Source organism: Pseudomonas sp. MF7453, from assembly GCF_016405455.1.
Classification (GTDB): Bacteria; Pseudomonadota; Gammaproteobacteria; order Pseudomonadales; family Pseudomonadaceae; genus Aquipseudomonas; species Aquipseudomonas paralactis.
Map to the genome: position 1 here is coordinate 85,009 of NZ_JAEKCN010000008.1, position 22,554 is coordinate 107,562.

Annotated in this window: 18 protein-coding genes; 7 read left to right on the top strand and 11 right to left on the bottom strand. The window is 60.4% G+C overall.

Annotation, left to right across the window (positions count from 1 at the left end):
* Positions 1 to 18: 18 nt before the first annotated feature.
* The 6 genes from JFT63_RS14260 to mreB all read right to left on the bottom strand — a co-directional run bounded on the left by JFT63_RS14260 (position 19) and on the right by mreB (position 8,853).
* Positions 19 to 3,834, bottom strand: a complete 3,816-nt coding sequence (locus tag JFT63_RS14260; protein ID WP_198844183.1) for a YhdP family protein — start codon at positions 3,832 to 3,834, stop codon at positions 19 to 21.
* A 78-nt stretch (positions 3,835 to 3,912) separates the two neighbouring features.
* On the bottom strand, positions 3,913 to 5,370 hold the full coding sequence (gene rng / locus JFT63_RS14265; RefSeq protein ID WP_003188562.1) for a ribonuclease G: 1,458 nt from the start codon (positions 5,368 to 5,370) through the stop codon (positions 3,913 to 3,915).
* A gap of 70 nt (positions 5,371 to 5,440) precedes the next feature.
* On the bottom strand, positions 5,441 to 6,037 hold the full coding sequence (locus tag JFT63_RS14270) for a Maf family protein (RefSeq protein WP_198844184.1): 597 nt from the start codon (positions 6,035 to 6,037) through the stop codon (positions 5,441 to 5,443).
* A gap of 50 nt (positions 6,038 to 6,087) precedes the next feature.
* Positions 6,088 to 6,576, bottom strand: a complete 489-nt coding sequence (gene mreD / locus JFT63_RS14275; RefSeq protein ID WP_003188558.1) for a rod shape-determining protein MreD — start codon at positions 6,574 to 6,576, stop codon at positions 6,088 to 6,090.
* A complete protein-coding gene (gene mreC / locus JFT63_RS14280; protein WP_420875831.1) occupies positions 6,576 to 7,628 on the bottom strand; it encodes a rod shape-determining protein MreC in 1,053 nt (350 codons plus the stop codon). The genes mreD and mreC overlap by 1 nt, the downstream gene beginning before the upstream one ends.
* A 187-nt stretch (positions 7,629 to 7,815) precedes the next feature.
* On the bottom strand, positions 7,816 to 8,853 hold the full coding sequence (mreB, locus tag JFT63_RS14285; protein ID WP_002555108.1) for a rod shape-determining protein MreB: 1,038 nt from the start codon (positions 8,851 to 8,853) through the stop codon (positions 7,816 to 7,818).
* A 210-nt stretch (positions 8,854 to 9,063) separates the two neighbouring features.
* Here mreB and gatC point away from each other — a divergent pair, with 210 nt between their 5' ends.
* From gatC to JFT63_RS14315, 6 genes are all read left to right on the top strand, one after another.
* Entirely contained in the window at positions 9,064 to 9,351 is a 288-nt protein-coding gene (gene gatC / locus JFT63_RS14290; protein ID WP_003188556.1) for an Asp-tRNA(Asn)/Glu-tRNA(Gln) amidotransferase subunit GatC, read from the top strand.
* Between the two features lie 16 nt (positions 9,352 to 9,367).
* Entirely contained in the window at positions 9,368 to 10,819 is a 1,452-nt protein-coding gene (gene gatA / locus JFT63_RS14295) for an Asp-tRNA(Asn)/Glu-tRNA(Gln) amidotransferase subunit GatA (protein ID WP_198844185.1), read from the top strand.
* 10 nt (positions 10,820 to 10,829) lie between these two features.
* A complete protein-coding gene (gene gatB, locus JFT63_RS14300; RefSeq protein WP_005784800.1) occupies positions 10,830 to 12,275 on the top strand; it encodes an Asp-tRNA(Asn)/Glu-tRNA(Gln) amidotransferase subunit GatB in 1,446 nt (481 codons plus the stop codon).
* A 107-nt stretch (positions 12,276 to 12,382) separates the two neighbouring features.
* A complete protein-coding gene (locus tag JFT63_RS14305; RefSeq protein WP_057701603.1) occupies positions 12,383 to 12,754 on the top strand; it encodes a septal ring lytic transglycosylase RlpA family protein in 372 nt (123 codons plus the stop codon).
* A 26-nt stretch (positions 12,755 to 12,780) separates the two neighbouring features.
* On the top strand, positions 12,781 to 13,860 hold the full coding sequence (locus tag JFT63_RS14310) for a calcium/sodium antiporter (protein WP_198708284.1): 1,080 nt from the start codon (positions 12,781 to 12,783) through the stop codon (positions 13,858 to 13,860).
* A complete protein-coding gene (locus tag JFT63_RS14315) occupies positions 13,857 to 14,237 on the top strand; it encodes a carboxymuconolactone decarboxylase family protein (RefSeq protein ID WP_198844186.1) in 381 nt (126 codons plus the stop codon). Before JFT63_RS14310 ends, JFT63_RS14315 begins: the two co-directional genes overlap by 4 nt.
* On the opposite strand, the gene JFT63_RS14320 is transcribed toward JFT63_RS14315, so the two are convergent.
* The 5 genes from JFT63_RS14320 to kdgD form a co-directional block, all read right to left on the bottom strand.
* Entirely contained in the window at positions 14,234 to 15,175 is a 942-nt protein-coding gene (locus tag JFT63_RS14320; RefSeq protein ID WP_057701606.1) for an AEC family transporter, read from the bottom strand. The two genes, JFT63_RS14315 and JFT63_RS14320, sit on opposite strands and share 4 nt — an antisense overlap.
* Positions 15,176 to 15,349: 174 nt before the next feature.
* A complete protein-coding gene (garD, locus tag JFT63_RS14325) occupies positions 15,350 to 16,903 on the bottom strand; it encodes a galactarate dehydratase (protein ID WP_198844187.1) in 1,554 nt (517 codons plus the stop codon).
* 10 nt (positions 16,904 to 16,913) lie between these two features.
* Positions 16,914 to 18,278, bottom strand: coding sequence for an MFS transporter (locus JFT63_RS14330; protein WP_198844188.1), 1,365 nt, complete (start codon positions 18,276 to 18,278; stop codon positions 16,914 to 16,916).
* Positions 18,279 to 18,449: 171 nt separating this feature from the next.
* Entirely contained in the window at positions 18,450 to 19,895 is a 1,446-nt protein-coding gene (locus JFT63_RS14335; RefSeq protein WP_057701610.1) for an aldehyde dehydrogenase family protein, read from the bottom strand.
* A gap of 54 nt (positions 19,896 to 19,949) precedes the next feature.
* Entirely contained in the window at positions 19,950 to 20,861 is a 912-nt protein-coding gene (gene kdgD, locus JFT63_RS14340) for a 5-dehydro-4-deoxyglucarate dehydratase (RefSeq protein WP_034118093.1), read from the bottom strand.
* A gap of 235 nt (positions 20,862 to 21,096) precedes the next feature.
* Here kdgD and JFT63_RS14345 point away from each other — a divergent pair, with 235 nt between their 5' ends.
* Positions 21,097 to 22,254: a hypothetical protein gene (locus JFT63_RS14345; protein ID WP_057701611.1), complete on the top strand. Its 1,158-nt coding sequence runs from the start codon at positions 21,097 to 21,099 to the stop codon at positions 22,252 to 22,254.
* Positions 22,255 to 22,554 lie beyond the last annotated feature (300 nt).

Genomic DNA, 22,554 nt, shown 5'->3' on the forward strand with positions numbered 1-22,554 from the left:
ATGCTACTCCACAGGCTCTCAGTTTGGCTTTTCAAATGGCTTGTCAAAGGTGATTTTCGGATCCTTCCATGGCCCTTGTACCTTGTATTGCACACTGGCGAAGCGCGACACACGATCACCGATCAGTTTGTCGATCAGGAACAACGCACCACCAATGGCAGGCGCACCGACAATCAGCGCCGCGATAGGCAGGTTGTTGGTCACCGGCAACGTGACCAGCAGCTTGGCGTCGACGCGATCGGCGACCAGGTCCAGGGTGCCGTTAAGCTCCAGATTGGTCGAGGGCCCGGTCATGGTGATGGGTTCACGGGTCACGAACACGCCATTACTCGCAGCCAGCAAGCCCTTGACTCGATCGTAGCTCAAGCCCTTGCCAAACAGGTCGGAAAAGTCCAAACGCAAACGCCGGCCAATGGAGTTGAAATTAAGCAGACCAAACACCCGCAAGGCCTGGGCGCCCCCATCAACTTCGACGAACTGACCTTTGCGAAAGGCCGCATCCAGGCTGCCGGAGAACCGCTTGGGCCCCACCCAGGCCGGCGAGCCCGGCCAACGGCCATCCACGTCCAGATGGAAATCCTCACTGGTTACCGTAGGCGCAAACCCCCAGCCCTTGAGCACATCGGCGATGTTTCTGCCATCAAGACGGCCCTTGTACCAACTGCTGCTGGCGCCCGGCGCGCCTTCCCAGCCACCGGCGCCCTTGAGCAGCATGCCCTTGAGGCCCAGGTCCAGGTTATTGAAGGCCAAACCTTTGGCGGTCGGACGAATCCGCAGCGACCATGCGCCGATCAGATCGGGGCCCTGAAACAGCTGATCAATGGCGATGTCCAGCGCCGGAATGCTTTTGGGGTCGATATCGGCCAAAGGGTCCGGTGCGTTTTCGTCGGCCTGCGCGGTCGGGTCCACGGCGGGCAATTTGACGTACTTGAGGTTGATCGCAATCGGCGCGCCCTTGGCATCGGGCAGGTTCACCGTGCCTCTGGCTTGCTGGCTATCGAGTTGCAGGCCCCAGGCCGCCGGTTTGCGATCAAGCTGCAACTTGACCTGGTCGAACTGGGTACCAAACCCGGTCAGCTTGCCGACCCTGAAGTCGGCGCCACTGAGCAGTTGCTTGGCATTGCCACCTGGGTCGTTACCCGCGTAGCGATCCACGAGTTTTTTCCAGGGATCGATGTCCAGTTCCGACAGCACGCCACGAATGCGCAAGCCCTTGGCGCCGGGCAACAGCGCGTCACCGTCGCCGAGGAATAATTCGCCACGGCCGTTATTGAAGTTGTCCGGCGGCGCTGCAAAGGTGAAATTCGCCAGCTCCCCGTAATCAAACCAGTAACGTCGCTCAGCGCCCTGCAACGTCATGCGAAAGGTGCTGTCGCGCCCCTGGCTGGCCGGCATCCCGAACGGCGCCGGCAGATCCACCGCAACACCCTTGAGGTTGGAGTTGACCATCAACTGACTGTCCGCACCGTCCAGAATAACCTGCAACTGGTAAGGAATATCGCCGGACACCGGCAACGGCTGGCTGACGTTCAGCCAATCCGTGAGGCGCTTGACCGCCACCTGGCCCTTGGCAGTCACGCGAGTGCTGATATTGCCCGGTTTACCCTCGGCAAAGATCTGCGCAGTGACAGGTTGCTCGAATGCCCGGGCCGAGATGTTCTGGCCGCTCAGGCCCTTGGCGCTGTCAAAGCGAAAATCGCCCTTGAGCTGGGTCAGGTCCAGGGGCGGCTCGGCCAATTGCAGGCGTGCCTTGTCGGTCTTGAAGTCCACCACGATCTTGGGCTCAGTGCCCTTGGCCAGGGGAATGTCCAGGTCCAGGCTACCCTGCAGGTCGCCCTCGCCTTTCCAGCCGGCGAACGTGGACGCGGTGCCGATGGGCGCTTCCTGAAGAATTTTCAGACCATCACCCAAACCGCCGGAAAACCCACCGGTGAGCAGCAGATGACTGTCCTTGCCGGCCGGCGCGTGGGGAATATTGACGTACACATCCTTGACCCGGGTGTCGAGCAACTGCCCCTTGCTCGCCAGGATGCGCACGCCGCTTTCCTCGACGAACACTTCACCATTGACCTTGTTCACATGGGGCCAACCCGGCTGGAAAGCGAGCTCGGCGTCATGCACCTTGAAGAACAGGCTGATATTGCGCGACGCCGGCAGCGCGTTGTGGCTCAGCGAACCCTGGTACTGGAAGAAACCTTCGTCCACTGCACCTTTGAGAATCGCGGTACGCAGCCACTCATCCAGCGCCGGACTCAACACGGCCGGCAAGTATTTGGGGGTAAAACGGCCATCGCCGTCGACCATACCGACCCGCAGGTCCATGTAGTCTTCCTGGCTATGATCGAAATGCAGGCGGATAAGGAAATCCGCCGCGACCTTGCCCTCTTCGCCCAGCACCTTGATGTACGGCGCGATCAGGGTAAAACCCTGTTTGTCGAGTTTCCAGGTCAGGCGTGCATTGGCCTGGATGTACTGCCAGGGCTTGGCGAAGATGGGGAACAGATGCAGGGAAAAATCCTTGCTGTCCATGCGCAGCTCGCCATGGCCCAGGTCGCCACTGATACTGCCGGAGACGTTGCGTGCAGCTGGCGCACCGAAATACGCGTCGAAACCGACACGCTCCAGGTTGGCGGCAAAACTGAGTTTCTGGTCGGTGGTGTCCTGAGGGCGAAAGTCCACCAGCACATTACGCAACAGGCCAGTGGCCTTGAGATGCTCGACGGTCTTGGCGAAACCTTCGGGCAGCGGCGCCAAGGCGTTGAGCAGCGGCGTGATCGGCGTCAGGTCAAGCTGATCGGCCTGCAACTTCCACACTTCCTGCTCTTTATCGGTCGCCAGGCTTTGCTGTAATTGAATGCGCGACTCCCAGCGGGTCTCGCCGATGTTCATCGCCAGCGAATCAAATAGCACCTTAAGGCCACTGTCACTGCGTTGCAGGTAGGCCGTCAGCGCCAGATTTTCCAGGTGCGCGGGCTTGCGGTCGGCGTAGCTGCCCTTCACTTGCGGCGAATTGAGACGTACCACAGCGCTTTGCACAGTGCCTTTGGCCCAACTGAGCCAAAACTCACCACCAGCCTTGAGCTGCGTGAGTTTCCATTGCTGGGTCAGCCGGGCGGGAATCCACTTGGCCCAGTCGCTTTGCGGCAGGCTCAAGTAGGCGTCGATCTCTGCGTCTTTCCACTGGCTGGCCCGAATACGGCTACGCAGGCTGACGGCAAGCGGCTGGCCATCGGGCAAGGTCAGACGCGCATCCAGACGCTGTTGGCTCATACCGGTATGCAGGCTCAGGCCCACATAGGTCACGGTCACCGGCGCCTGGTCGAAGGGTTGCAAAGTAACCTGACTATTGAGCACCGATACGCGTTTGACCATTTGCATGCGCGTCAGCAATTGTTGCGGGTCCAGCGGTTGGTCGTCCTGCACCGGCAAGCCTTGCAGCGTCCAGCGCCCGTCCTTGTCTTCCTTGACGCTCAGTTGCAGGCCGCTGACTTGCAGATGAGCGATGCGCACCTCACGGGCCAACAGGCTGGCCCACATATCCGGCACCACTTCCACCTGGTCCAGGCGCAAGGCACTGCTGCCCTCGCCGACCATCACATCGTGGGCCAGCAATACCGGGGCAAACCCGCTCCAGCGGCCTTCGAGACTGCCGACATGCAGCGGTGTATCCACTGCAGCCTGGGCCTTGGCTTCGATTTCGGCGCGATATTCGGCGACCAATGGGGTCAATTCACGTCCCAGGCTTACGTACACCGCCGCCAATACCAGCAGCAACGCACACAGGCCCAGGCCCCAGCGGGTCAAAGCGGCAAAAAAGCGTATCAGACGCTCCATGTCAGGCGACCCTCAAAAAACAGTTGGCGGACGGCAGATCAAGGTCTGCCGGTCTCGAATAAGGCAAGCAATTGGGGATCAGAGCAGCACCACGTCGTATTGTTCCTGGGAATACATGGTTTCGACCTGGAAGCGAATCGTGCGCCCGATAAAGCTTTCCAGCTCGGCGACGTTGCCCGACTCTTCGTCCAGCAGCCGATCGACCACTTTTTGATTGGCAAGCACTCTATAACCCTCGGCCTGATAGGCACGTGCCTCACGCAGGATTTCGCGGAAAATTTCGTAGCAAACGGTTTCCGGGGTCTTCAATTTACCCCGCCCCTGGCAACTGCTACACGGTTCGCACAGCACCTGCTCAAGGCTTTCGCGGGTGCGCTTGCGGGTCATCTGCACCAGCCCCAGCTCGGTGATGCCGATGATGTTGGTCTTGGCGTGATCGCGCTCCAGCTGCTTTTCGAGGGTGCGCAACACCTGGCGCTGATGCTCTTCGTCTTCCATGTCGATGAAGTCGATGATGATGATGCCGCCCAGGTTACGCAGCCGCAGTTGGCGAGCAATAGCGGTGGCCGCTTCCAGATTGGTCTTGAAGATGGTCTCTTCGAGGTTGCGATGGCCCACGAATGCGCCGGTGTTGACGTCGATGGTAGTCATGGCTTCGGCCGGGTCCACCACCAGGTAGCCGCCGGACTTGAGCGGCACCTTGCGCTCCAGGGCTTTCTGGATTTCGTCTTCAACGCCATACAGGTCGAAGATCGGCCGCTCGCCAGGGTAGTGCTCCAGGCGGTCGGCAATTTCCGGCATTAGCTCGGCCACAAATTGCGTGGTGCGCTGGAAGGTTTCCCGCGAGTCGATGCGGATTTTCTCGATCTTCGGGCTGACCAGGTCGCGCAGCGTGCGCAGCGCCAGGCCCAGGTCTTCATAGATGACGCTGGGCGCACCGATGGTTTTGATCTGTGCGTCGATCTGGTCCCACAGGCGCCGCAGGTAGCGAATATCCATGAGAATTTCGTCGGCACCGGCGCCTTCAGCGGCCGTACGCAGGATAAAACCGCCCGCTTCCTTGATCCCCTCGGCAGCCACGCAGTCGCTGACCACCTTTTTCAGGCGTTCGCGCTCGGCTTCGTCTTCGATCTTCAGGGAAATGCCGACATGGGCGGTGCGCGGCATGTACACCAGGTAGCGCGAGGGGATCGACAACTGGGTGGTCAAGCGTGCGCCTTTGGAACCGATTGGGTCCTTGGTGACTTGTACCACCAGGCTCTGCCCTTCGTGCACCAGGGCGCTGATGCTTTCCACCGCAGGGCCTTCACGCAGGGAAATTTCCGAAGCGTGGATAAACGCAGCGCGGTCCAGGCCGATATCGACGAATGCCGCCTGCATACCTGGCAGTACGCGCACCACCTTGCCCTTGTAGATATTGCCGACAATCCCGCGCTTCTGGGTGCGCTCGACATGCACTTCTTGCAGAACACCGTTCTCTACCACCGCCACGCGCGATTCCATCGGCGTGATATTGATCAGAATCTCTTCACTCATGGCTGGGTCTCGTTCAGGCGTATTCACAATAGTGACCGGTCGCTTAAGGCTGGGCGCTGGAGGACGACGTTCAGCGCACGGTAAGGTTTTGCCAACAGGGTATGCCGAATTGCGCCAGGAGTTGCGCGGTTTCGCACACAGGCAGGCCCACCACCGCGGAATAACTGCCATTGAGCCCGGCAACGAACACCGAACCCAACCCCTGGATAGCATAGCCGCCGGCCTTGTCCTGCGGTTCGCCACTGTGCCAGTAGGCGGTAGCCTCCTGAACAGAAACCTCGCGATAACGTACACGACTGCTTACACATCGGGTTTCGCAGCGCTGGCCGTCAGTCAGGGCAATGGCGGTGAGCACTTCATGTTCTCGACCGGAAAGCGCCATCAGCATCGCCAGCGCATCAGCCTGGTCAACGGGCTTGCCCAGGATCTGACCATCCACGATTACAGCCGTATCGGCGCCCAATACACAGGCGCCCAAGGTTTGGCCAAGCGCAATAAAACCCGCCGTCGCCTTGCCGCGCGCAAGGCGCTCGACATAGGCAACGGCAGGCTCGTTGGCAAGAGGGGTTTCATCAATAGCGGCATTGACCACGGTGAAGGGCACACCGATCTGGGTCAACAGCTCACGTCGCCGCGGGGAGCCCGAGGCCAGGTAAAGCGAATTCATTGCAGCCTCTCCCTGTTGAGTTCGATAACCAGGCAGAGCCTCGCAACCATTCAATTGATTTTATAGCGACGACGCAGCCCGCGCAGGCCAAAACTGATCCAGGGCCACAGCAATGCGCTGACCAGCGCCGGCAAGACCAACGCCAGCGTAGGCTGACGATTGCCGGTCAAGGCGCTCAGCCACAGTTGCACCAGTTGCGCCAGGCCGAAGATTACCAGGATCACCAGGCACTGCTGCCACATCGGGAACATGCGCAGGCGCTGTTGCAACGACAGCACCAGGAAGGTAATCAGGGTCAGGATCAACGCATTCTGGCCCAGCAACGTGCCATAGAGCACATCCTCCGCCAAGCCCAGGCACATCGCCGTGACCATGCCCACCTTATGCGGCAGGTTCAACGACCAGAACGCCAGCAACAAGGCCAGCCAGAGCGGGCGCAGGATTTCCATGAATTGCGGCAGCGGCGAAACGCTGAGCAGCAAGCCAATGGCGAAGGTCAGCCAGACGATCCAGCCATTACGCGAATGAGTACCGGCCATTATTCCTCCCTCTGCCGTGTGGTGGCCGGAGCGGTTGTCGCAGGCCTTGCAGGCGCGGTGGTCGCCGCCGGTTTAGCCGGGCGTGCACTGTGTGCCGCAGGCTTGGCTGGCGTGGCGACAGGCGCTGCGGTTGCCGCAGGGGCCGGTGTGGCCGCAGGCGCTGGTGGCCCGACGAACGCCGGCTTGGGCACGGTAGCCGGGACGATTGGAGCGGTGCCGTTCTGCTGATCTTCTGCTTCCTGGGCCTGGGCAGCGTCGTTGGCGCGCTCTTCCGGGGTGCGGTTGTCGCTGAACACCAGCAGCAGGTAGCGGCTGCGATTGAGGGCGGCAGTCGGCACGGCCCGCACGATAGCGAATGGCTGGCCGGAATCGTGGATCACTTCCTTGACCGTCGCCACCGGGTAGCCAGCCGGGAAGCGCTGGCCCAGGCCGGAACTGACCAGCAGATCGCCTTCCTTGATATCCGCGGTGTCGGCGACATGGCGCAGTTCGAGGCGTTCGGGGTTGCCGGTGCCGCTGGCAATCGCGCGCAAGCCGTTGCGGTTGACCTGCACCGGAATGCTGTGGGTCGTGTCCGTCAGCAGCAGAACGCGCGAGGTGTAGGGCATCAACTCCACCACCTGGCCCATCAGGCCCCGGGCATCGAGCACCGGCTGGCCAAGGACCACACCGTCGCGCTCACCCTTGTTGATGATGATGCGATGAGTGAACGGATTGGGGTCCATGCCGATCAACTCGGCCACTTCGACCTTTTCGTTGACCAACGCGGAAGAATTGAGCAACTCGCGCAGCCGAACGTTCTGCTCGGTGAGGGCCGCCAGCTTTTGCATGCGCCCCTGCAACAGCAGGTTTTCAGTCTTGAGTTTTTCGTTCTCGGCGACCAGCTCGGTGCGGCTGCCGAATTGGCTGGCCACGCCCTGGTAGAGACGTTGTGGCAGGTCGGTGATCCAGTAAGTCTGCATCAACACCAGCGACATCTGGCTACGCACGGGCTTGAGCAGTGCAAAGCGGGCATCGACCACCATCAGCGCAACCGAAAGCACGGTCAGCACCAATAAGCGCACGCCCAATGAGGGGCCTTTGGCGAAAAGCGGTTTAATAAGCCGCTCCTCCCAGGCAAATGTTCTCTTTATTCATACGGCATCAAACCGGCCTGGATGCAGATTGAAGAAGATAAACGCCAACAGGCAGCACTGCAAAGTGCTGCCTGCCGACGAAGCATGAACCATCCAGGCAATCTTATTCGCTGGAGAGCAGATCCATGGTGTGTTTATCCATCATTTCCAGCGCACGACCACCACCACGAGCAACGCAGGTCAGCGGGTCTTCGGCGACGATCACCGGCAGACCGGTTTCCTGGGCCAGCAGCTTGTCGAGGTCACGCAGCAAGGCGCCACCACCGGTCAGCACCAGGCCACGCTCGGCGATATCGGAAGCCAGCTCCGGCGGCGATTGCTCCAGGGCGCTCTTCACGGCCTGAACGATGGTGGCCAGGGACTCTTGCAGAGCTTCCAGCACTTCATTGGAGTTCAGGGTAAAGGCACGTGGGACGCCTTCGGCCAGGTTACGACCGCGAACATCGACTTCTCGAACTTCGCCGCCCGGGTAAGCGGTGCCGATTTCCTGCTTGATGCGCTCGGCGGTGGATTCGCCGATCAGGCTGCCGTAGTTGCGACGCACATACGTGATGATCGCTTCGTCGAAACGGTCGCCGCCCACGCGTACGGATTCGGCATACACCACACCGTTCAGGGAAATCAGGGCGATTTCGGTAGTACCACCACCGATATCCACCACCATCGAGCCGCGGGCTTCTTCAACCGGCAGGCCGGCACCGATCGCAGCCGCCATCGGCTCTTCGATCAGGAATACTTCGCGGGCACCGGCGCCAAGGGCCGATTCACGGATGGCACGACGCTCAACCTGAGTAGACTTGCACGGCACGCAGATCAGCACACGAGGGCTGGGCTGCAGAAAACTGTTTTCGTGAACCTTGTTGATGAAGTACTGCAGCATCTTCTCGCAGACGCTGAAATCGGCGATCACGCCATCCTTCATCGGACGAATGGCAGCAATATTGCCTGGTGTACGGCCGAGCATGCGCTTGGCCTCGGTGCCAACGGCAACGACACTTTTCTGATTACCATGGGTCCGAATGGCCACAACCGATGGCTCATTCAGAACGATACCGCGCTCGCGCACGTAAATAAGGGTGTTGGCAGTGCCCAGGTCAATGGAAAGATCGCTGGAAAACATGCCACGCAGTTTCTTGAACATGGGAAAGGGACCCTAGGCAACGCGTGGGTAAAAAAGTGCGGCAAACTCTAACAACGACAGGGATTTTGGGCAAGGCGCCAATGTGCTAAATTGGCCGACTTTCTGTGCACCAACCCCCACAATCGCGGCCATATGACCGTAGAAATGCGGTAGTGTTCCGACAATCTAACACACGGACGCCTTCCGTTCTGTTTTCCACTGGAGAATCCCATGGCGCTTGAACGCTCCGACGTGGAAAAAATCGCGCATCTGGCCTCGCTTGGCCTCAATGATGCCGATCTTCCACAGACCACCGCAGCCCTGAACAGCATTCTCGGGCTGGTTGACCAAATGCAGGCCGTCAATACCGACGGCATCGAGCCCCTGGCTCACCCGCTGGAAGCCAGTCAGCGCCTGCGCGCAGACGTCGTGACCGAGCGCAATAACCGCGAGGCTTACCAGTCCATCGCGCCAGCGGTCGAAAACGGCCTGTACCTGGTTCCGAAAGTCATCGACTAAAGGGAAAGAGCCTTTCATGCATCACATGACTCTGGCCGAGATCGCCCGCGGTCTCGCCGACAAAACGTTTTCCAGCGAAGAGCTGACCCAGACCCTGCTTGCGCGTATCGCCGAGCTCGATCCCAAGGTCAACAGCTTCATCAGCCTCACCCAAGAGCTGGCCATCGGCCAGGCCAAGGCCGCCGACGCACGTCGCGCCAACGGTGAAAATGGTCCACTGCTGGGCGCGCCCATCGCCCACAAGGACCTGTTCTGCACCCAGGGCATTCGCACCAGCTGCGGCTCGAAGATGCTCGACAACTTCAAGGCGCCCTACGACGCCACCGTGGTCGCCAAGCTGGCCGCTGCCGGGGCCGTGACCCTGGGCAAGACCAACATGGACGAATTCGCCATGGGTTCGGCCAACGAGTCCAGCTACTACGGCGCAGTGAAAAACCCGTGGAACCTGGAACACGTGCCGGGTGGTTCGTCCGGTGGTTCGGCTGCGGCCGTGGCCGCACGCTTCCTGCCGGCCGCTACCGCCACCGATACCGGCGGTTCGATCCGCCAGCCGGCCGCCTTCACCAACCTCACCGGCCTGAAGCCGACCTACGGTCGCGTTTCCCGCTGGGGCATGATTGCCTACGCCTCAAGTCTCGATCAGGGCGGCCCTCTGGCACGCACGGCGCAAGACTGCGCAATATTGTTACAAGGCATGGCAGGCTTCGATAAACAGGACTCCACCAGCATCGATGAGCCGGTTCCGGACTACAGCGCCGGCCTGAATACCTCGCTCAAGGGCCTGCGCATCGGCGTGCCGAAGGAATACTTCAGCGCAGGCCTCGACCCGCGTATCGCCGAACTGGTGCAGAACAGCATCAAAGAGCTGGAAAAGCTTGGCGCCGTGATCAAGGAAATCAGCCTGCCGAACAACCAGCACGCGATTCCCGCCTACTACGTAATCGCGCCGGCCGAGGCCTCTTCCAATCTGTCGCGTTTCGACGGCGTGCGCTTCGGCTATCGCTGCGAGAACCCGAAAGACCTCACCGACCTGTACAAACGCTCCCGTGGCGAAGGCTTCGGCAGTGAAGTGCAGCGCCGGATCATGGTCGGGGCCTACGCCCTGTCGGCCGGCTACTACGACGCGTACTACCTCAAGGCGCAGAAAATTCGCCGCCTGATCAAGAACGACTTCATGGCCGCCTTTGAAGAAGTCGACGTGATCCTCGGCCCAACCACGCCAAACCCGGCCTGGAAGATCGGCGCCAAGACCGGCGACCCGATCGCCGAGTACCTGGAAGACCTCTACACCATCACCGCCAACCTCGCGGGCTTGCCGGGCTTGTCCATGCCCGCAGGTTTCGTCGATGGCCTGCCGGTGGGCGTGCAATTGCTCGCCCCATATTTCCAGGAAGGCCGCCTGCTCAATGTGGCGCACCAGTACCAGTTGAATACCGACTGGCACACCCGCACCCCTACCGGCTTCTGAGGAGAACACTATGCAATGGGAAGTTGTGATCGGGCTGGAGATTCATACCCAGCTCGCCACCCAATCGAAGATTTTCTCCGGTAGCGCCACCACGTTCGGCTCCGAGCCCAATACCCAGGCCAGCCTGGTAGACCTGGGCATGCCCGGCGTATTGCCGGTGCTGAACCAGGAAGCAGTGCGCATGGCGGTGATGTTCGGCCTGGCGATTGACGCCGAGATCGGCCAGCACAACGTGTTCGCGCGCAAGAACTACTTCTACCCGGACCTGCCCAAGGGCTACCAGATCAGCCAGATGGAGTTGCCGATCGTCGGCAAGGGCCACCTGGATATCCCGCTGGAAGACGGCACCATCAAGCGTGTCGGCGTCACTCGTGCGCACCTGGAAGAAGACGCCGGCAAAAGCCTGCACGAAGAATTCCCCGGTGCCACCGGTATCGACCTGAACCGTGCCGGCACGCCGCTGCTGGAAATCGTCTCCGAACCGGACATGCGCAGCGCCAAGGAAGCCGTGGCCTACGTCAAGACCATCCACGCGCTGGTGCGCTACCTGGGCATCTGCGACGGCAACATGGCCGAAGGCTCGCTGCGTTGCGACTGCAACGTGTCGATCCGACCAAAGGGCCAGGTTGAGTTCGGCACCCGCTGCGAGATCAAGAACGTCAACTCGTTCCGCTTCATCGAGAAGGCGATCAACAGCGAAGTACGTCGCCAGATCGAGCTGATCGAAGACGGCGGCAAGGTCATCCAGCAAACGCGCCTGTACGACCCGAACAAAGACGAAACCCGCGCCATGCGCAGCAAGGAGGAAGCCAACGACTACCGTTACTTCCCCGACCCGGACCTGTTGCCGGTGGTGCTGGAGGATTCGTTCCTCAACGATATCCGCGCCACCCTGCCGGAATTGCCGCAGCAAAAACGCGAGCGCTTCCAGGAGCAGTTCGGCCTGTCGGTCTACGATGCCAGCGTATTGGCCTCCAGCCGTGAACAAGCCAACTACTTCGAAAAAGTCGTGAGCATCGCCGGCGACGCCAAGCTGGCGGCCAACTGGGTGATGGTCGAGCTGGGCAGCCTGTTGAACAAACAGGGCCTGGAAATCGATGAAGCCCCCGTCACCGCAGAACAACTGGGCGGGATGCTGCTGCGCATCAAGGACAACACCATCTCCGGCAAAATCGCCAAGACGGTGTTCGAAGCGATGGCCGCAGGTGAAGGCAACGCCGACGAAATCATCGAGAAGCGTGGCCTCAAGCAAGTCACCGACAGCGGCGCGATCTCGGCCGTACTCGATGAAATGCTCGCGGCGAATGCCGAACAGGTCGAGCAATACCGCGCCGCAGACGAAGCCAAGCGCGGCAAGATGTTCGGCTTCTTTGTCGGCCAGGCCATGAAAGCCTCCAAGGGCAAGGCCAACCCGCAACAGGTGAACGAACTGCTCAAAAGCAAGCTCGAAGGCTGATTGCGGTGAATGGTTGGAGCAGACTTCAAGGTCTGGCTCCAACCCCTGTGGGAGTGGGCCCCCTCCCACATAGCCCCCTCCACATTTGTAATTGGGGACATCTTGAAATGAAGCGTCTACTCGGCCTGCTGGCCTTGTCCTCCCTGCTGACCGGTTGCGCCAGCGGCCTCATCGACCCCAACGGCTACGACGAAACCGGCACCGCCTCCTATTACGGCGCCAAGCACCATGGCAAAAGAACCGCCAGTGGTGAACCCTTCAACCAGAACGCTTTGACCGCCGCCCATCGGCGCCTGCCCTTCGGTACTCGGGTCAAAGTCACCAACCTGAACAACGACCGATCGGTCGTGGTACGCATCAATGACCGCGGCCCGCATACCCGCGGGCGCCTGATCGACGTTTCCCGCAAGGCTGCCGAGCAACTGCGTATGCTGGGCAGCGGCACCGCACGGGTTCGCGTGCAAGCCCTGAACAACTGATTGAGGCCGCCTTGAGTATTTTCGGATTGAACGCCCTTTCGCCCTGGAGCCTGCTGGAACTGGTCGGCGGCTTACTGCTGCTGATCGTTGGCGCAGAGATCCTGGTACGTGCCGCCGTGCGCCTGGCGGCCAGCCTCAAGGTGCGGCCGCTGATCATCGGCTTGAGCGTTGTCGCCTTCGGCAGCAGCGCGCCGCAGATGGCCGTCAGCCTGCAAGCCACGCTGGCCGGCAATACCGATATCGCCGTGGGCAGCGTGATTGGCAGCAGCATTTTCAATATCCTCGTCACCCTGGGCCTGTCGGCCTTGATCATTCCATTGCGGGTCTCGCGGCAGCTGGTGCGCGTGGATATCCCGGTGATGATTTTCGCTGGCCTGCTGGTATTTATTCTGGCTGCCAATGAGGTGCTGACACCACTCGATGGCGTTTTGCTGCTAGTGGCATTGGTGGCCTACCTTGGCGTGCTGCACTACCAGACACGTCACTCACGCCGCCCGCGCACTCTGGATACGGTGGCCAAGGCGCCCTGGTTGAGCAGTGCATTGCTGATGTTCAGCGGGCTGTTGGTGCTGGTACTGGCCGGGCATTTGCTGCTCGGCGCAGCGGTGGAAGTGGCGGGCGACCTGGGATTGTCGGAGCGGGTCATCGGCCTGACGCTCATCGGCGTGGGTACCTCGTTGCCCTGCCTCGCCACGTCGCTGATCGCTGCCTTGCGCGGCGAGCGGGAAATTGCGGTGGGCAACGTGATCGGCAGCAACCTGTTCAACCTGCTGGGCGTGCTCGGCTTTACCGCACTGGTGGCGCCATCGCCGCTGTCGGTATCACCCAACGCACTGGACTTCGATTTGCCAGTGATGCTCGGTGCAATCATCCTGTGCCTGCCGGTGTTCTATACCGGCTACCGCGTGACGCGTATCGAAGGGCTGGTGCTGCTGGGGCTGTACCTGGCGTACGGGCTGCACGTGATGGCGTTCACCACCGGTATGCCCCTGGCCAACAAGCTTGAACAATTGATGCTGTATTACGTCCTGCCGGCGTTGGTGGCTTTGCTGTTGTTCACCTCTGTGCGCGCCTGGCACCGCCAACACAAGAGGGAATCGAAATGACCGATCAGAAAAAACCAGGCGTAGAGGTGCGTCGTCAGGTCATGGGCGATGTGTTCGTCGACCGTGCCCTGGGCAATGCCACGGCGTTCACCCAGCCGCTGCAGGACTTCGTCAATGAACATGCGTGGGGCGCGGTCTGGAACCGCGACGGCTTGCCGCTCAAGACCCGCAGCCTGATCACCCTCGCCGCCCTGACGGCCCTCAAATGCCCGCAGGAACTCAAGGGCCATGTGCGCGGGGCACTGAATAATGGCTGCACGGTAGAGGAGATTCGCGAAGCGCTGCTGCATTGCGCGGTGTATGCCGGTGTGCCGGCGGCGATTGATGCCTTTCGGGCGGCACAGGAAGTGATCGAAAGCTACCAGAAAGACACCTAGATCCAGCCACCCGCCTGCAATACGAAAATCCCGATATTGGTGGTCACCGCCGCCATCAGCGTAGTGATCACGATAATCGCCGCCGCCAGCTCATGATTGCCTTGCGCCGCCCTGGCCATCACGAAGCTGGCCGCGGCTGTCGGCGCGCCGAAGTACAGGAACAGAATCCCCAGCTCCGGCCCGCGAAAGCCCAGCAACCAGGCACCCAGGGTTGCGATCACCGGCAACCAGATCATCTTCATCAGGCTCGCACTCAACGCCATGTTGCCGCTCTTGCGCAGCGCAGCCATGGACAAGGTGCCGCCGATGCAAATCAACGCCAACGGCAGCGTGGTATCCGACAGGTACTGCAAGGATTTTTCGAACCAGCCGGGCAAGCTGATCTGAAAGTACGCGAACGGCGCTGCGACGATCACGCTGATGATCAGCGGGTTAGCCACCACACTCTTGAAAATGCTCCACGGGTCGGACTTGATCACCGGGCTGTACACCGCCAGCACAATGGTCGACAGCGTGTTGTAGAGCAGGATGACCAGCGCCGCGAGGATTGCGCCCAGGGAGATACCGTAATCGCCGTACATACTGGCCGCCAACGCCAGGCCGATCACCCCGTTGTTGCCGCGAAACGCACCCTGGGCATAGATGCCCCGGTCTTCACGCTTGCAGCGAAAGATCGCCCAGCCCCAGGCCAAAGCGAAACTCGCCAGGGTGGCGACGGCAAAATAGATCAGCAAACCCGGCTTGAGGGCCGCGTGCAGGTCGGCATGCAGGATGCCCAGGAACAACAGCGCCGGCATGGTGACGTTGAACACCAGGGACGAAGCGGTGTGGATAAAGTTGTCGTTGATCCAGTTGATGCGCTTGAGCAGCACACCCAGAAACAGCATGGCAAACACCGGCGCGGTGATGGTGAGGGTGGTAAGGAAGATTGCCAGCATGCCGGGGAGAACCTTGGTGGGCGTCGTGAGTTGGCTAATGATAAGCCATGCAGCCCGTGTCGTCTGGTCTACCGCTATCGGGAGCAAGCCCCCTCCCACATTTGAACGCATTCATTCTGTTGAAATGCGGACCAATGTGGGAGGGGGCTTGCTCCCGATGCAGGCGACTCGGTCTCAGGTAATCGGCGCCGGGTTGAACAGCGTGATGTCGTTATGCAGCTTGTGATGCTCGGCCCACGTCTGCTTGCGGCCGCTGGCCACATCCAAATAGAAGTGAAACAACTCCCAGCCCAGTTCCTCAATGCTCACGCGCCCGGTGGCAATGCGCCCGGCGTCGATATCGATCAGGTCCGGCCAACGCTGAGCCAGCTCGGTGCGGGTCGACACCTTTACCACCGGCGCCATCGCCAGCCCGTAAGGCGTGCCACGCCCGGTGGTGAATACATGCAGGTTCATTCCTGCCGCCAGTTGCAGGGTGCCGCAGACAAAATCACTGGCCGGCGTGGCGCAAAAGATCAGGCCCTTGCCCTTGAAACGCTCGCCGGGGCCAAGCACGCCGTTGATCGCGCTGCTGCCGGACTTGACGATGGAGCCCAAAGATTTTTCGACAATATTCGACAGCCCGCCCTTCTTATTACCGGGCGTTGTGTTGGCGCTGCGATCCGCTTCACCCTTGGCCAGGTAACGGTCGTACCAGTCCATTTCCCTGACCAGCTCGCGGGCGACGTCTTCGTTCTGCGCACGTGAGGTCAGTAGATAAATGGCATCGCGCACTTCAGTCACTTCGGAAAACATCACCGTCGCGCCAGCTCGCAGCAGCAAGTCCGAGGCATACCCCAGCGCCGGGTTGGCGGTGATACCGGAAAACGCATCACTGCCACCGCACTGCATGCCCAGGATCAGCTCGCTGGCCGGCACGGTTTCGCGACGGCGCAGGTCGAGTTTTTTCAAGCGCACTTCGGCCAGTTCCATGATTTGTTCAATCATTTCGGTGAAGCCGTGGCTGGAGTCCTGCAGGCGGTACAACCACGGCTCGCTCAGGTCCACAGAGCTGTCGTTGTCGTGCATCACCTGCCCGGCCTGCAATTTCTCGCAGCCCAGGCTGATCACCAGGGCTTCGCCGCCCAGGTTCGGGTTGCGCGCCAGGTTGCGCACGGTACGGATCGGGATATAGGCATCCGTCGCCGTAATGGCCACACCGCAACCGTAGCTGTGGGTCAGCGCCACCACATCATCGACGTGGGGATACTTGGGCAGCAACTCATCCTTGATGCGCTTGACTGCGTGGTCCAGCACGCCGGTGACGCACTGCACAGTGGTGGTGATGCCGAGAATATTGCGCGTGCCCACGGTGCCATCGGCATTGCGATAGCCCTCGAAGGTGAAGCCCTCCAGGGGGGCCTCGGCTTCAGGCACCTCGGTAGACAGCGGCAAGCTGTCCAGCGGTGGCGCAGTGGGCATGCGCAGTTGATCCTCCTGCACCCAACTGCCGCGCGGGATTGGCGCCAAGGCATAACCGATGGTCTGGCCGTAGCGAATAATTTGGCCGCCCTCGGGGATATCTTCCAGCGTTACTTTGTGGCTCTGGGGAATGAAGTCCACGGTGACCAGGCCGTCGGGGAATTCGGTCCCGGCCGGTACACCCTGATCGTTCACCACGATCACCACATTGTCGCGCTCGTGCAAACGGATCGAGCGCGGCGAGTCGGCATGTTCAATCAACTGCATCACACGAACCTCAGGAATGCGCTTGGGAAAGGTTGGTCAACTCTGGGCCTTTGGTAGGCGGCTCTTTGAGCACCACGCGCTTGATCGGGCCGACAATCACCAGGTAGCTGAACACCGCGACCAGGGCGTTGGCGCCGACAAACACCAGGGCCCACTTGAACGAGCCGGTGGTGCTGATGATGTAACCGATGACAATCGGCGTGGTGATTGAGGCCAGGTTACCGAAGGTGTTGAACAGGCCGCCACTGAGCCCGGCGATCTGTTTCGGCGAGGTGTCGGACACTACCGCCCAACCCAGTGCGCCAACGCCTTTGCCGAAGAAAGCCAGGGCCATGAAGCCCACCACCATCCATTCGATGTCCACGTAATTGCAGGCCACGATACTGCTGGAGATCAGCAGGCCACCGATGATCGGCGCCTTGCGTGCAAAGGTCAGCGAGTGGCCTTTGCGCAGCAGGTAGTCAGAGATTACCCCGCCGAGCACACCGCCGATAAAGCCGCAGATCGCCGGTAACGAAGCGATAAAGCCGGCCTTGAGGATGGTCATGCCGCGGTCCTGCACCAGATACACCGGGAACCAGGTCAGGAAGAAGTAGGTGATGCCGTTGATGCAGTACTGGCCCAGGTACACGCCGAGCATCATGCGGTTGGTCAGTAGCTGGCGGATGTAATCCCACTTCGGCCCGTCGTTTTTTTTACCCTTGCCCTTGTCCTGATCCATATCGACCATCGCGCCATTGGCAGCGATGTGATTGAACTCGGCCTCGTTGATCATCGGATGCTGGCGCGGGCTGTGGATAACTTTCAGCCAGATCAGCGAGAACAGGATGCCGATCACGCCCATCACGATAAACACATGCTGCCAGCCGAAGCGGTAGACGATCCAGCCCATCAATGGCGCAAACAATACCGTGGCAAAGTATTGCGCCGAGTTGAAGATCGCCGATGCGGTGCCCCGTTCAGCCGTAGGAAACCACGCCGCGACAATACGGGCATTTCCCGGAAACGACGGCGCCTCGGCCAAGCCCACCATGAAGCGCAACATAAACAACGCGACCACCGCAGTGGAGACGCCAAACTCACCGACATAACCTTGCAGCACGGTGAACAGCGACCAGGTAAAGATGCTCAAGGCGTAGATTTTTTTCGAGCCGAAGCGGTCGAGCAGCCAGCCACCGGGGATTTGCCCGGCCACGTAAGCCCAACCGAATGCGGAGAAGATGTAACCGAGGGTGACCGCGTCGATGCCGAGGTCTTTTTGCAGGCTGGAGCCGGCGATGGCGATAGTTGCACGGTCGGCGTAGTTGATCGTGGTCACCAGGAACAGCATGAGCAGGATCAAATAGCGGACATGGGTCGGCTTGGTCGCTTGCATGAAGAAGTACTCCCACTAATTATTTTTTTTGCGGGTAATGATTTTTTGTTTTTCCTGTGGGAGCCGGGCTCGCCCGCAATGCAGACACCTCGGTGTGTCAGCAAGACCGAGGTGATGCTATCGCAGGCAAGCCCGCTCCCACATAAAGCCAGTGCCACAGGATGCTGCGTATTACGACCCGATATAGCTGGTCTTCACCACGGTGTAGAACTCTTGCGCATAGCGACCTTGCTCACGCGAACCGTAGGATGAACCCTTACGGCCACCAAATGGAACGTGGTAATCCACACCGGCGGTTGGCAGATTGACCATCACCATCCCCGCCTGGGAGTGGCGCTTGAAGTGGTTGGCGTACTTCAGCGACGTAGTGGCAATACCTGCCGACAGGCCGAATTCGGTGTCGTTGGCCATGGCCAGCGCCGCCTCGTAGTCCGCCACGCGTACCACGTTGGCCACCGGGCCGAAGATCTCTTCACGGCTGATGCGCATGGCCGCTTCGCTGTCGGCAAACAGGGTCGGCGCCAGGTAATAACCTTCGGTGTCGCAGGTCACCAGGCCGCCACCACTGACCAGTCGTGCACCTTCGCTTTGGCCGATGTCGATGTATTTCATGTCCTGGTCCAATTGGGCCTGGGACACCACCGGCCCGATGTCGGTGCCGGAGTGCAACGCGTGGCCGACCTTGATCGACTTCATGCGCTCCGCCATCGCCGCAACAAACTGGTCGTGAATACCCGCGGTGACAATCAAACGGCTCGACGCGGTGCAACGCTGGCCGGTGGAATAGAACGCGCTCTGCACCGACAACTCCACCGCCTGCTTGAGGTCAGCGTCATCGAGGATGATCTGCGGGTTCTTGCCACCCATTTCCAACTGCACTTTGGCCTGGCGCGACACACAATTGACAGCGATCTGACGACCCACACCCACGGAGCCGGTGAAGCTGATGCCATCGACTTTCGGACTGTTGACCAACACGTCGCCCACCACACGACCGCTGCCCATCACCAGGTTGAACACACCGGCCGGGAAACCGGCGCGGGAGATGATCTCCGCCAGGGCCCAGGCGCAACCTGGCACCAACTCCGCAGGTTTGATCACCACGCAGTTGCCATAGGCCAGGGCCGGGGCGATTTTCCATGCGGGAATGGCGATCGGAAAGTTCCAGGGCGTAATCAGGCCGACCACACCGAGGGCTTCGCGAGTCACTTCAACGTTAACGCCCGGACGCACCGAGGGCACGTAATCACCCGAAAGGCGTAAGCATTCACCGGCGAAGAACTTGAAAATATTACCGGCGCGGGTCACTTCGCCGATGGCTTCGGGCAGGGTCTTGCCCTCTTCCCGGGCCAGCAGGGTGCCGAGTTCTTCGCGACGGGCAAGGATTTCGCTGCCGACTTTATCCAGCGCGTCGTGGCGCGCCTGGATACCGGACGTCGACCAAGCCGGGAAAGCAGCGCGGGCAGCATCGATGGCCGCATTGACTTGGGCTACATCAGCCTTGGCGTATTCGCCAATCACATCGGCCAAATCAGACGGGTTGATATTGGTGCAATAGTCGGCGCCGGTTACCCATTCACCGTTGATGTAGTTTTCGAAACGCTTTGCTTGGGACACAAATCTTCTCCTGACGCAAAAGGCCGCTGATTGCTCAGCGGCCTTGTGGATAATTTATTGCGCGCCTTGCTTGTCGATCAGCGCGGCCAGGGCTTCGTATTCTTCCGGCAGCAGATCGGTCAGCGGCGTGCGCACCGGACCTGCGTCATACCCGACGATTTTCGCGCCGGCCTTGACGATACTCACGGCGTACCCGGCTTTGCGATTACGGATGTCCAGGTATGGCAGGAAAAAGTCGTCGATGATCTTGTCGACGGTGGCGTGATCTTCGCGGGCAATGGCGTGGTAGAAATCCATGGCGGTTTTCGGGATGAAGTTGAACACCGCCGAGGAGTACACCGGCACTCCCAGGGCCTTGTAGGCAGCGGCATAAACCTCTGCAGTCGGCAGGCCGCCGAGGTAGCTGAAACGATCACCCAGGCGACGACGGATCGACACCATCAACTCGATATCACCCAAGCCATCCTTGTAGCCGATCAGGTTCGGGCAACGCTCGGCCAGGCGCTCCAACAGCGGTGCGGTGAGGCGGCAGACGTTGCGGTTGTACACCACCACGCCGATCTTGACCGACTTGCACACCGCTTCAACGTGGGCGGCAACCCCATCCTGGCTGGCTTCAGTCAGATAGTGCGGCAGCAACAGCAAGCCTTTGGCACCGAGGCGTTCGGCCTCCTGGGCGTACTCAATGGCCTGGCGGGTCGAACCGCCCACACCGGCCAGAATCGGCACGCTGGAGGCGCAGGTGTCTACGGCGGTTTTTACCACCTGGGAATATTCGCTGGCAGCCAGGGAGAAAAACTCACCGGTGCCGCCCGCAGCGAACAGCGCTGTGGCGCCGTAAGGGGCGAGCCATTCCAGGCGCTTGATGTAACCCGCCTGGTGGAAATCACCCTGGGCGTTGAAATCGGTCACCGGGAAAGACAGCAGACCGTGGGAGAGGATGGACTTCAGTTCTTGTGGATTCATTATTCGAACACCCTGGGCGAAGACTTTCTGTCGAAAGGTTATTGTTGGTTTGGCAATGTCGTACGTCATCGTACAACTATAAAAAGATTCGTCAACAGCAATTCGTCGAGCCCCGTCTGGCACCTGATGTTTGGATTGCAATTCTTGACGTAGGAAATTTCTCACCTATAGTGGCTTTAACTGTATATGCATACAGTTAAAAAGGAAGATTTCCACGACATAGCAAGGAGCTAACATGTCAGGTCTTGAACTCGCAGCACCCGAAAAAACCCCGCCTACCCTGCGTTTCGAAGGCGGTGAACACACCGCCATCGGCGATGAAACCCTGCTTCGCTTCAGCAAGGACGCCCCGGCCATCCCTGCACGCCAAGTCGAACTGCACCTACCAAACGGGCTCGCACTCACCTATGGCCAAGTGATCGCCCTGGGCGGCGACTTCTATGGCATCCCCGGCCAACCGATCAGCGATGGCAACTCCCCGGCCGAGCGCGTGCAACGCTTCACCGCCGCTTTCAACTCTCTCGCCGTGCTGCCCGCTTCACGGCAAGAAGCGCAGAAGATCCTGGCGGTGATGCAAAAGGAGATCAATGCCGTCAACCAGGCGATCAAGGAAGGCAAACAGCCGCACGAAGCCTATGACGCCCTTGGTGATACGTTGTCCGAGGAGTGGAACCGCATCACCGGCGGCGGCAGCGCTGTTTCGGCCCTGATTCCTCTGGGGCGCTACCTCAAGCTGGCCGCCGATAATGCCGATCACTTCGGTGAATGGGCCTTGTCCGCGTACCTGGCCGGCCATACGGCGGCGCTGCAACAGGCAGTGGTGGCCCACCAGACCGGCACCGACCAGGCCCTGGAATTGGCCTACGCCATGAACAGCTTTGCCGATCACTTTTTGACCGACCTGTTTTCCGCCGGCCACCTGCGGGTACCGCGCAAACAACTGGCGGCAGTGGTGACGCCAGGAGAACTCGGCTCGCTGATCAGCCGCTTCATGCACGATGAAGACAGTAAATTCGGGCTCAAGGTGCGCAATGCCATGGGCGCTCAGTGGCATGCCTACGGCGACAAGCGCTACTTCGACAGCATCGACGCCGACAATCGCGTGCAGGTCAAAGGGGCCGTACAGGCCTCGGCCGATGAGATTTTCGAAACCTTCATCAGCGGCATCGCACCCTCCCCGGCTGAGTTCAAGGCACCGCTGTATGTGCCCGACCTGAACGCCGCGCAAAACCCGGCGAATAACTTCTCGCCGCTGTTCAAGATGGAGGGGGACAAGGTACTGCGGCGCAAGGACGTCAACGATTTGAACGACAAGCACTGGACCAATGATTGGTGGGGGTGGAGCACGTACTTGCTGCTTAAGGACTACAAGCCTAATCAACCCGCCAGCTAAATAGACGCGGTACTCCAGATAATGGAGATCAACTGTGGGAGCTGGCTTGCCTGCTCCCACAGCTGACCGCGCCCGGCCACACATTCCACGATGCGAAGCGAGCCGCTCTTGATCTTGATCTGCTCTTGATCTGCTTTTGATCTCAGGCGCCCCGTTAAACCACGCTGGCCGGAATTCGACAGGGATTTGGGGGGTAAACCGGCAGGGGTGCCGGTTTAGCCGCCCCGCGCCATGGATGGCGCGTGGCGGCGGCCCCCCAAATCCCTGGCGGATTACGGGCACACCGAGCCTAGGCGAGGT

Bases quoted from the DNA above. Each gene is read 5' to 3' on its own strand.
- JFT63_RS14315 (WP_198844186.1), top strand. From the start codon at position 13,857: ATGACCGATCAGAAAAAACCAGGCGTAGAGGTGCGTCGTCAGGTCATG.
- JFT63_RS14305 (WP_057701603.1), top strand. From the start codon at position 12,383: ATGAAGCGTCTACTCGGCCTGCTGGCCTTGTCCTCCCTGCTGACCGGT.
- JFT63_RS14330 (WP_198844188.1), bottom strand. From the start codon at position 18,278: ATGCAAGCGACCAAGCCGACCCATGTCCGCTATTTGATCCTGCTCATG.
- gatC (WP_003188556.1), top strand. From the start codon at position 9,064: ATGGCGCTTGAACGCTCCGACGTGGAAAAAATCGCGCATCTGGCCTCG.
- JFT63_RS14260 (WP_198844183.1), bottom strand. From the start codon at position 3,834: ATGGAGCGTCTGATACGCTTTTTTGCCGCTTTGACCCGCTGGGGCCTG.
- mreD (WP_003188558.1), bottom strand. From the start codon at position 6,576: ATGGCCGGTACTCATTCGCGTAATGGCTGGATCGTCTGGCTGACCTTC.
- JFT63_RS14320 (WP_057701606.1), bottom strand. From the start codon at position 15,175: ATGCTGGCAATCTTCCTTACCACCCTCACCATCACCGCGCCGGTGTTT.
- mreB (WP_002555108.1), bottom strand. From the start codon at position 8,853: ATGTTCAAGAAACTGCGTGGCATGTTTTCCAGCGATCTTTCCATTGAC.
- garD (WP_198844187.1), bottom strand. From the start codon at position 16,903: ATGCAGTTGATTGAACATGCCGACTCGCCGCGCTCGATCCGTTTGCAC.
- kdgD (WP_034118093.1), bottom strand. From the start codon at position 20,861: ATGAATCCACAAGAACTGAAGTCCATCCTCTCCCACGGTCTGCTGTCT.
- JFT63_RS14345 (WP_057701611.1), top strand. From the start codon at position 21,097: ATGTCAGGTCTTGAACTCGCAGCACCCGAAAAAACCCCGCCTACCCTG.
- gatB (WP_005784800.1), top strand. From the start codon at position 10,830: ATGCAATGGGAAGTTGTGATCGGGCTGGAGATTCATACCCAGCTCGCC.
- rng (WP_003188562.1), bottom strand. From the start codon at position 5,370: ATGAGTGAAGAGATTCTGATCAATATCACGCCGATGGAATCGCGCGTG.
- JFT63_RS14270 (WP_198844184.1), bottom strand. From the start codon at position 6,037: ATGAATTCGCTTTACCTGGCCTCGGGCTCCCCGCGGCGACGTGAGCTG.
- gatA (WP_198844185.1), top strand. From the start codon at position 9,368: ATGCATCACATGACTCTGGCCGAGATCGCCCGCGGTCTCGCCGACAAA.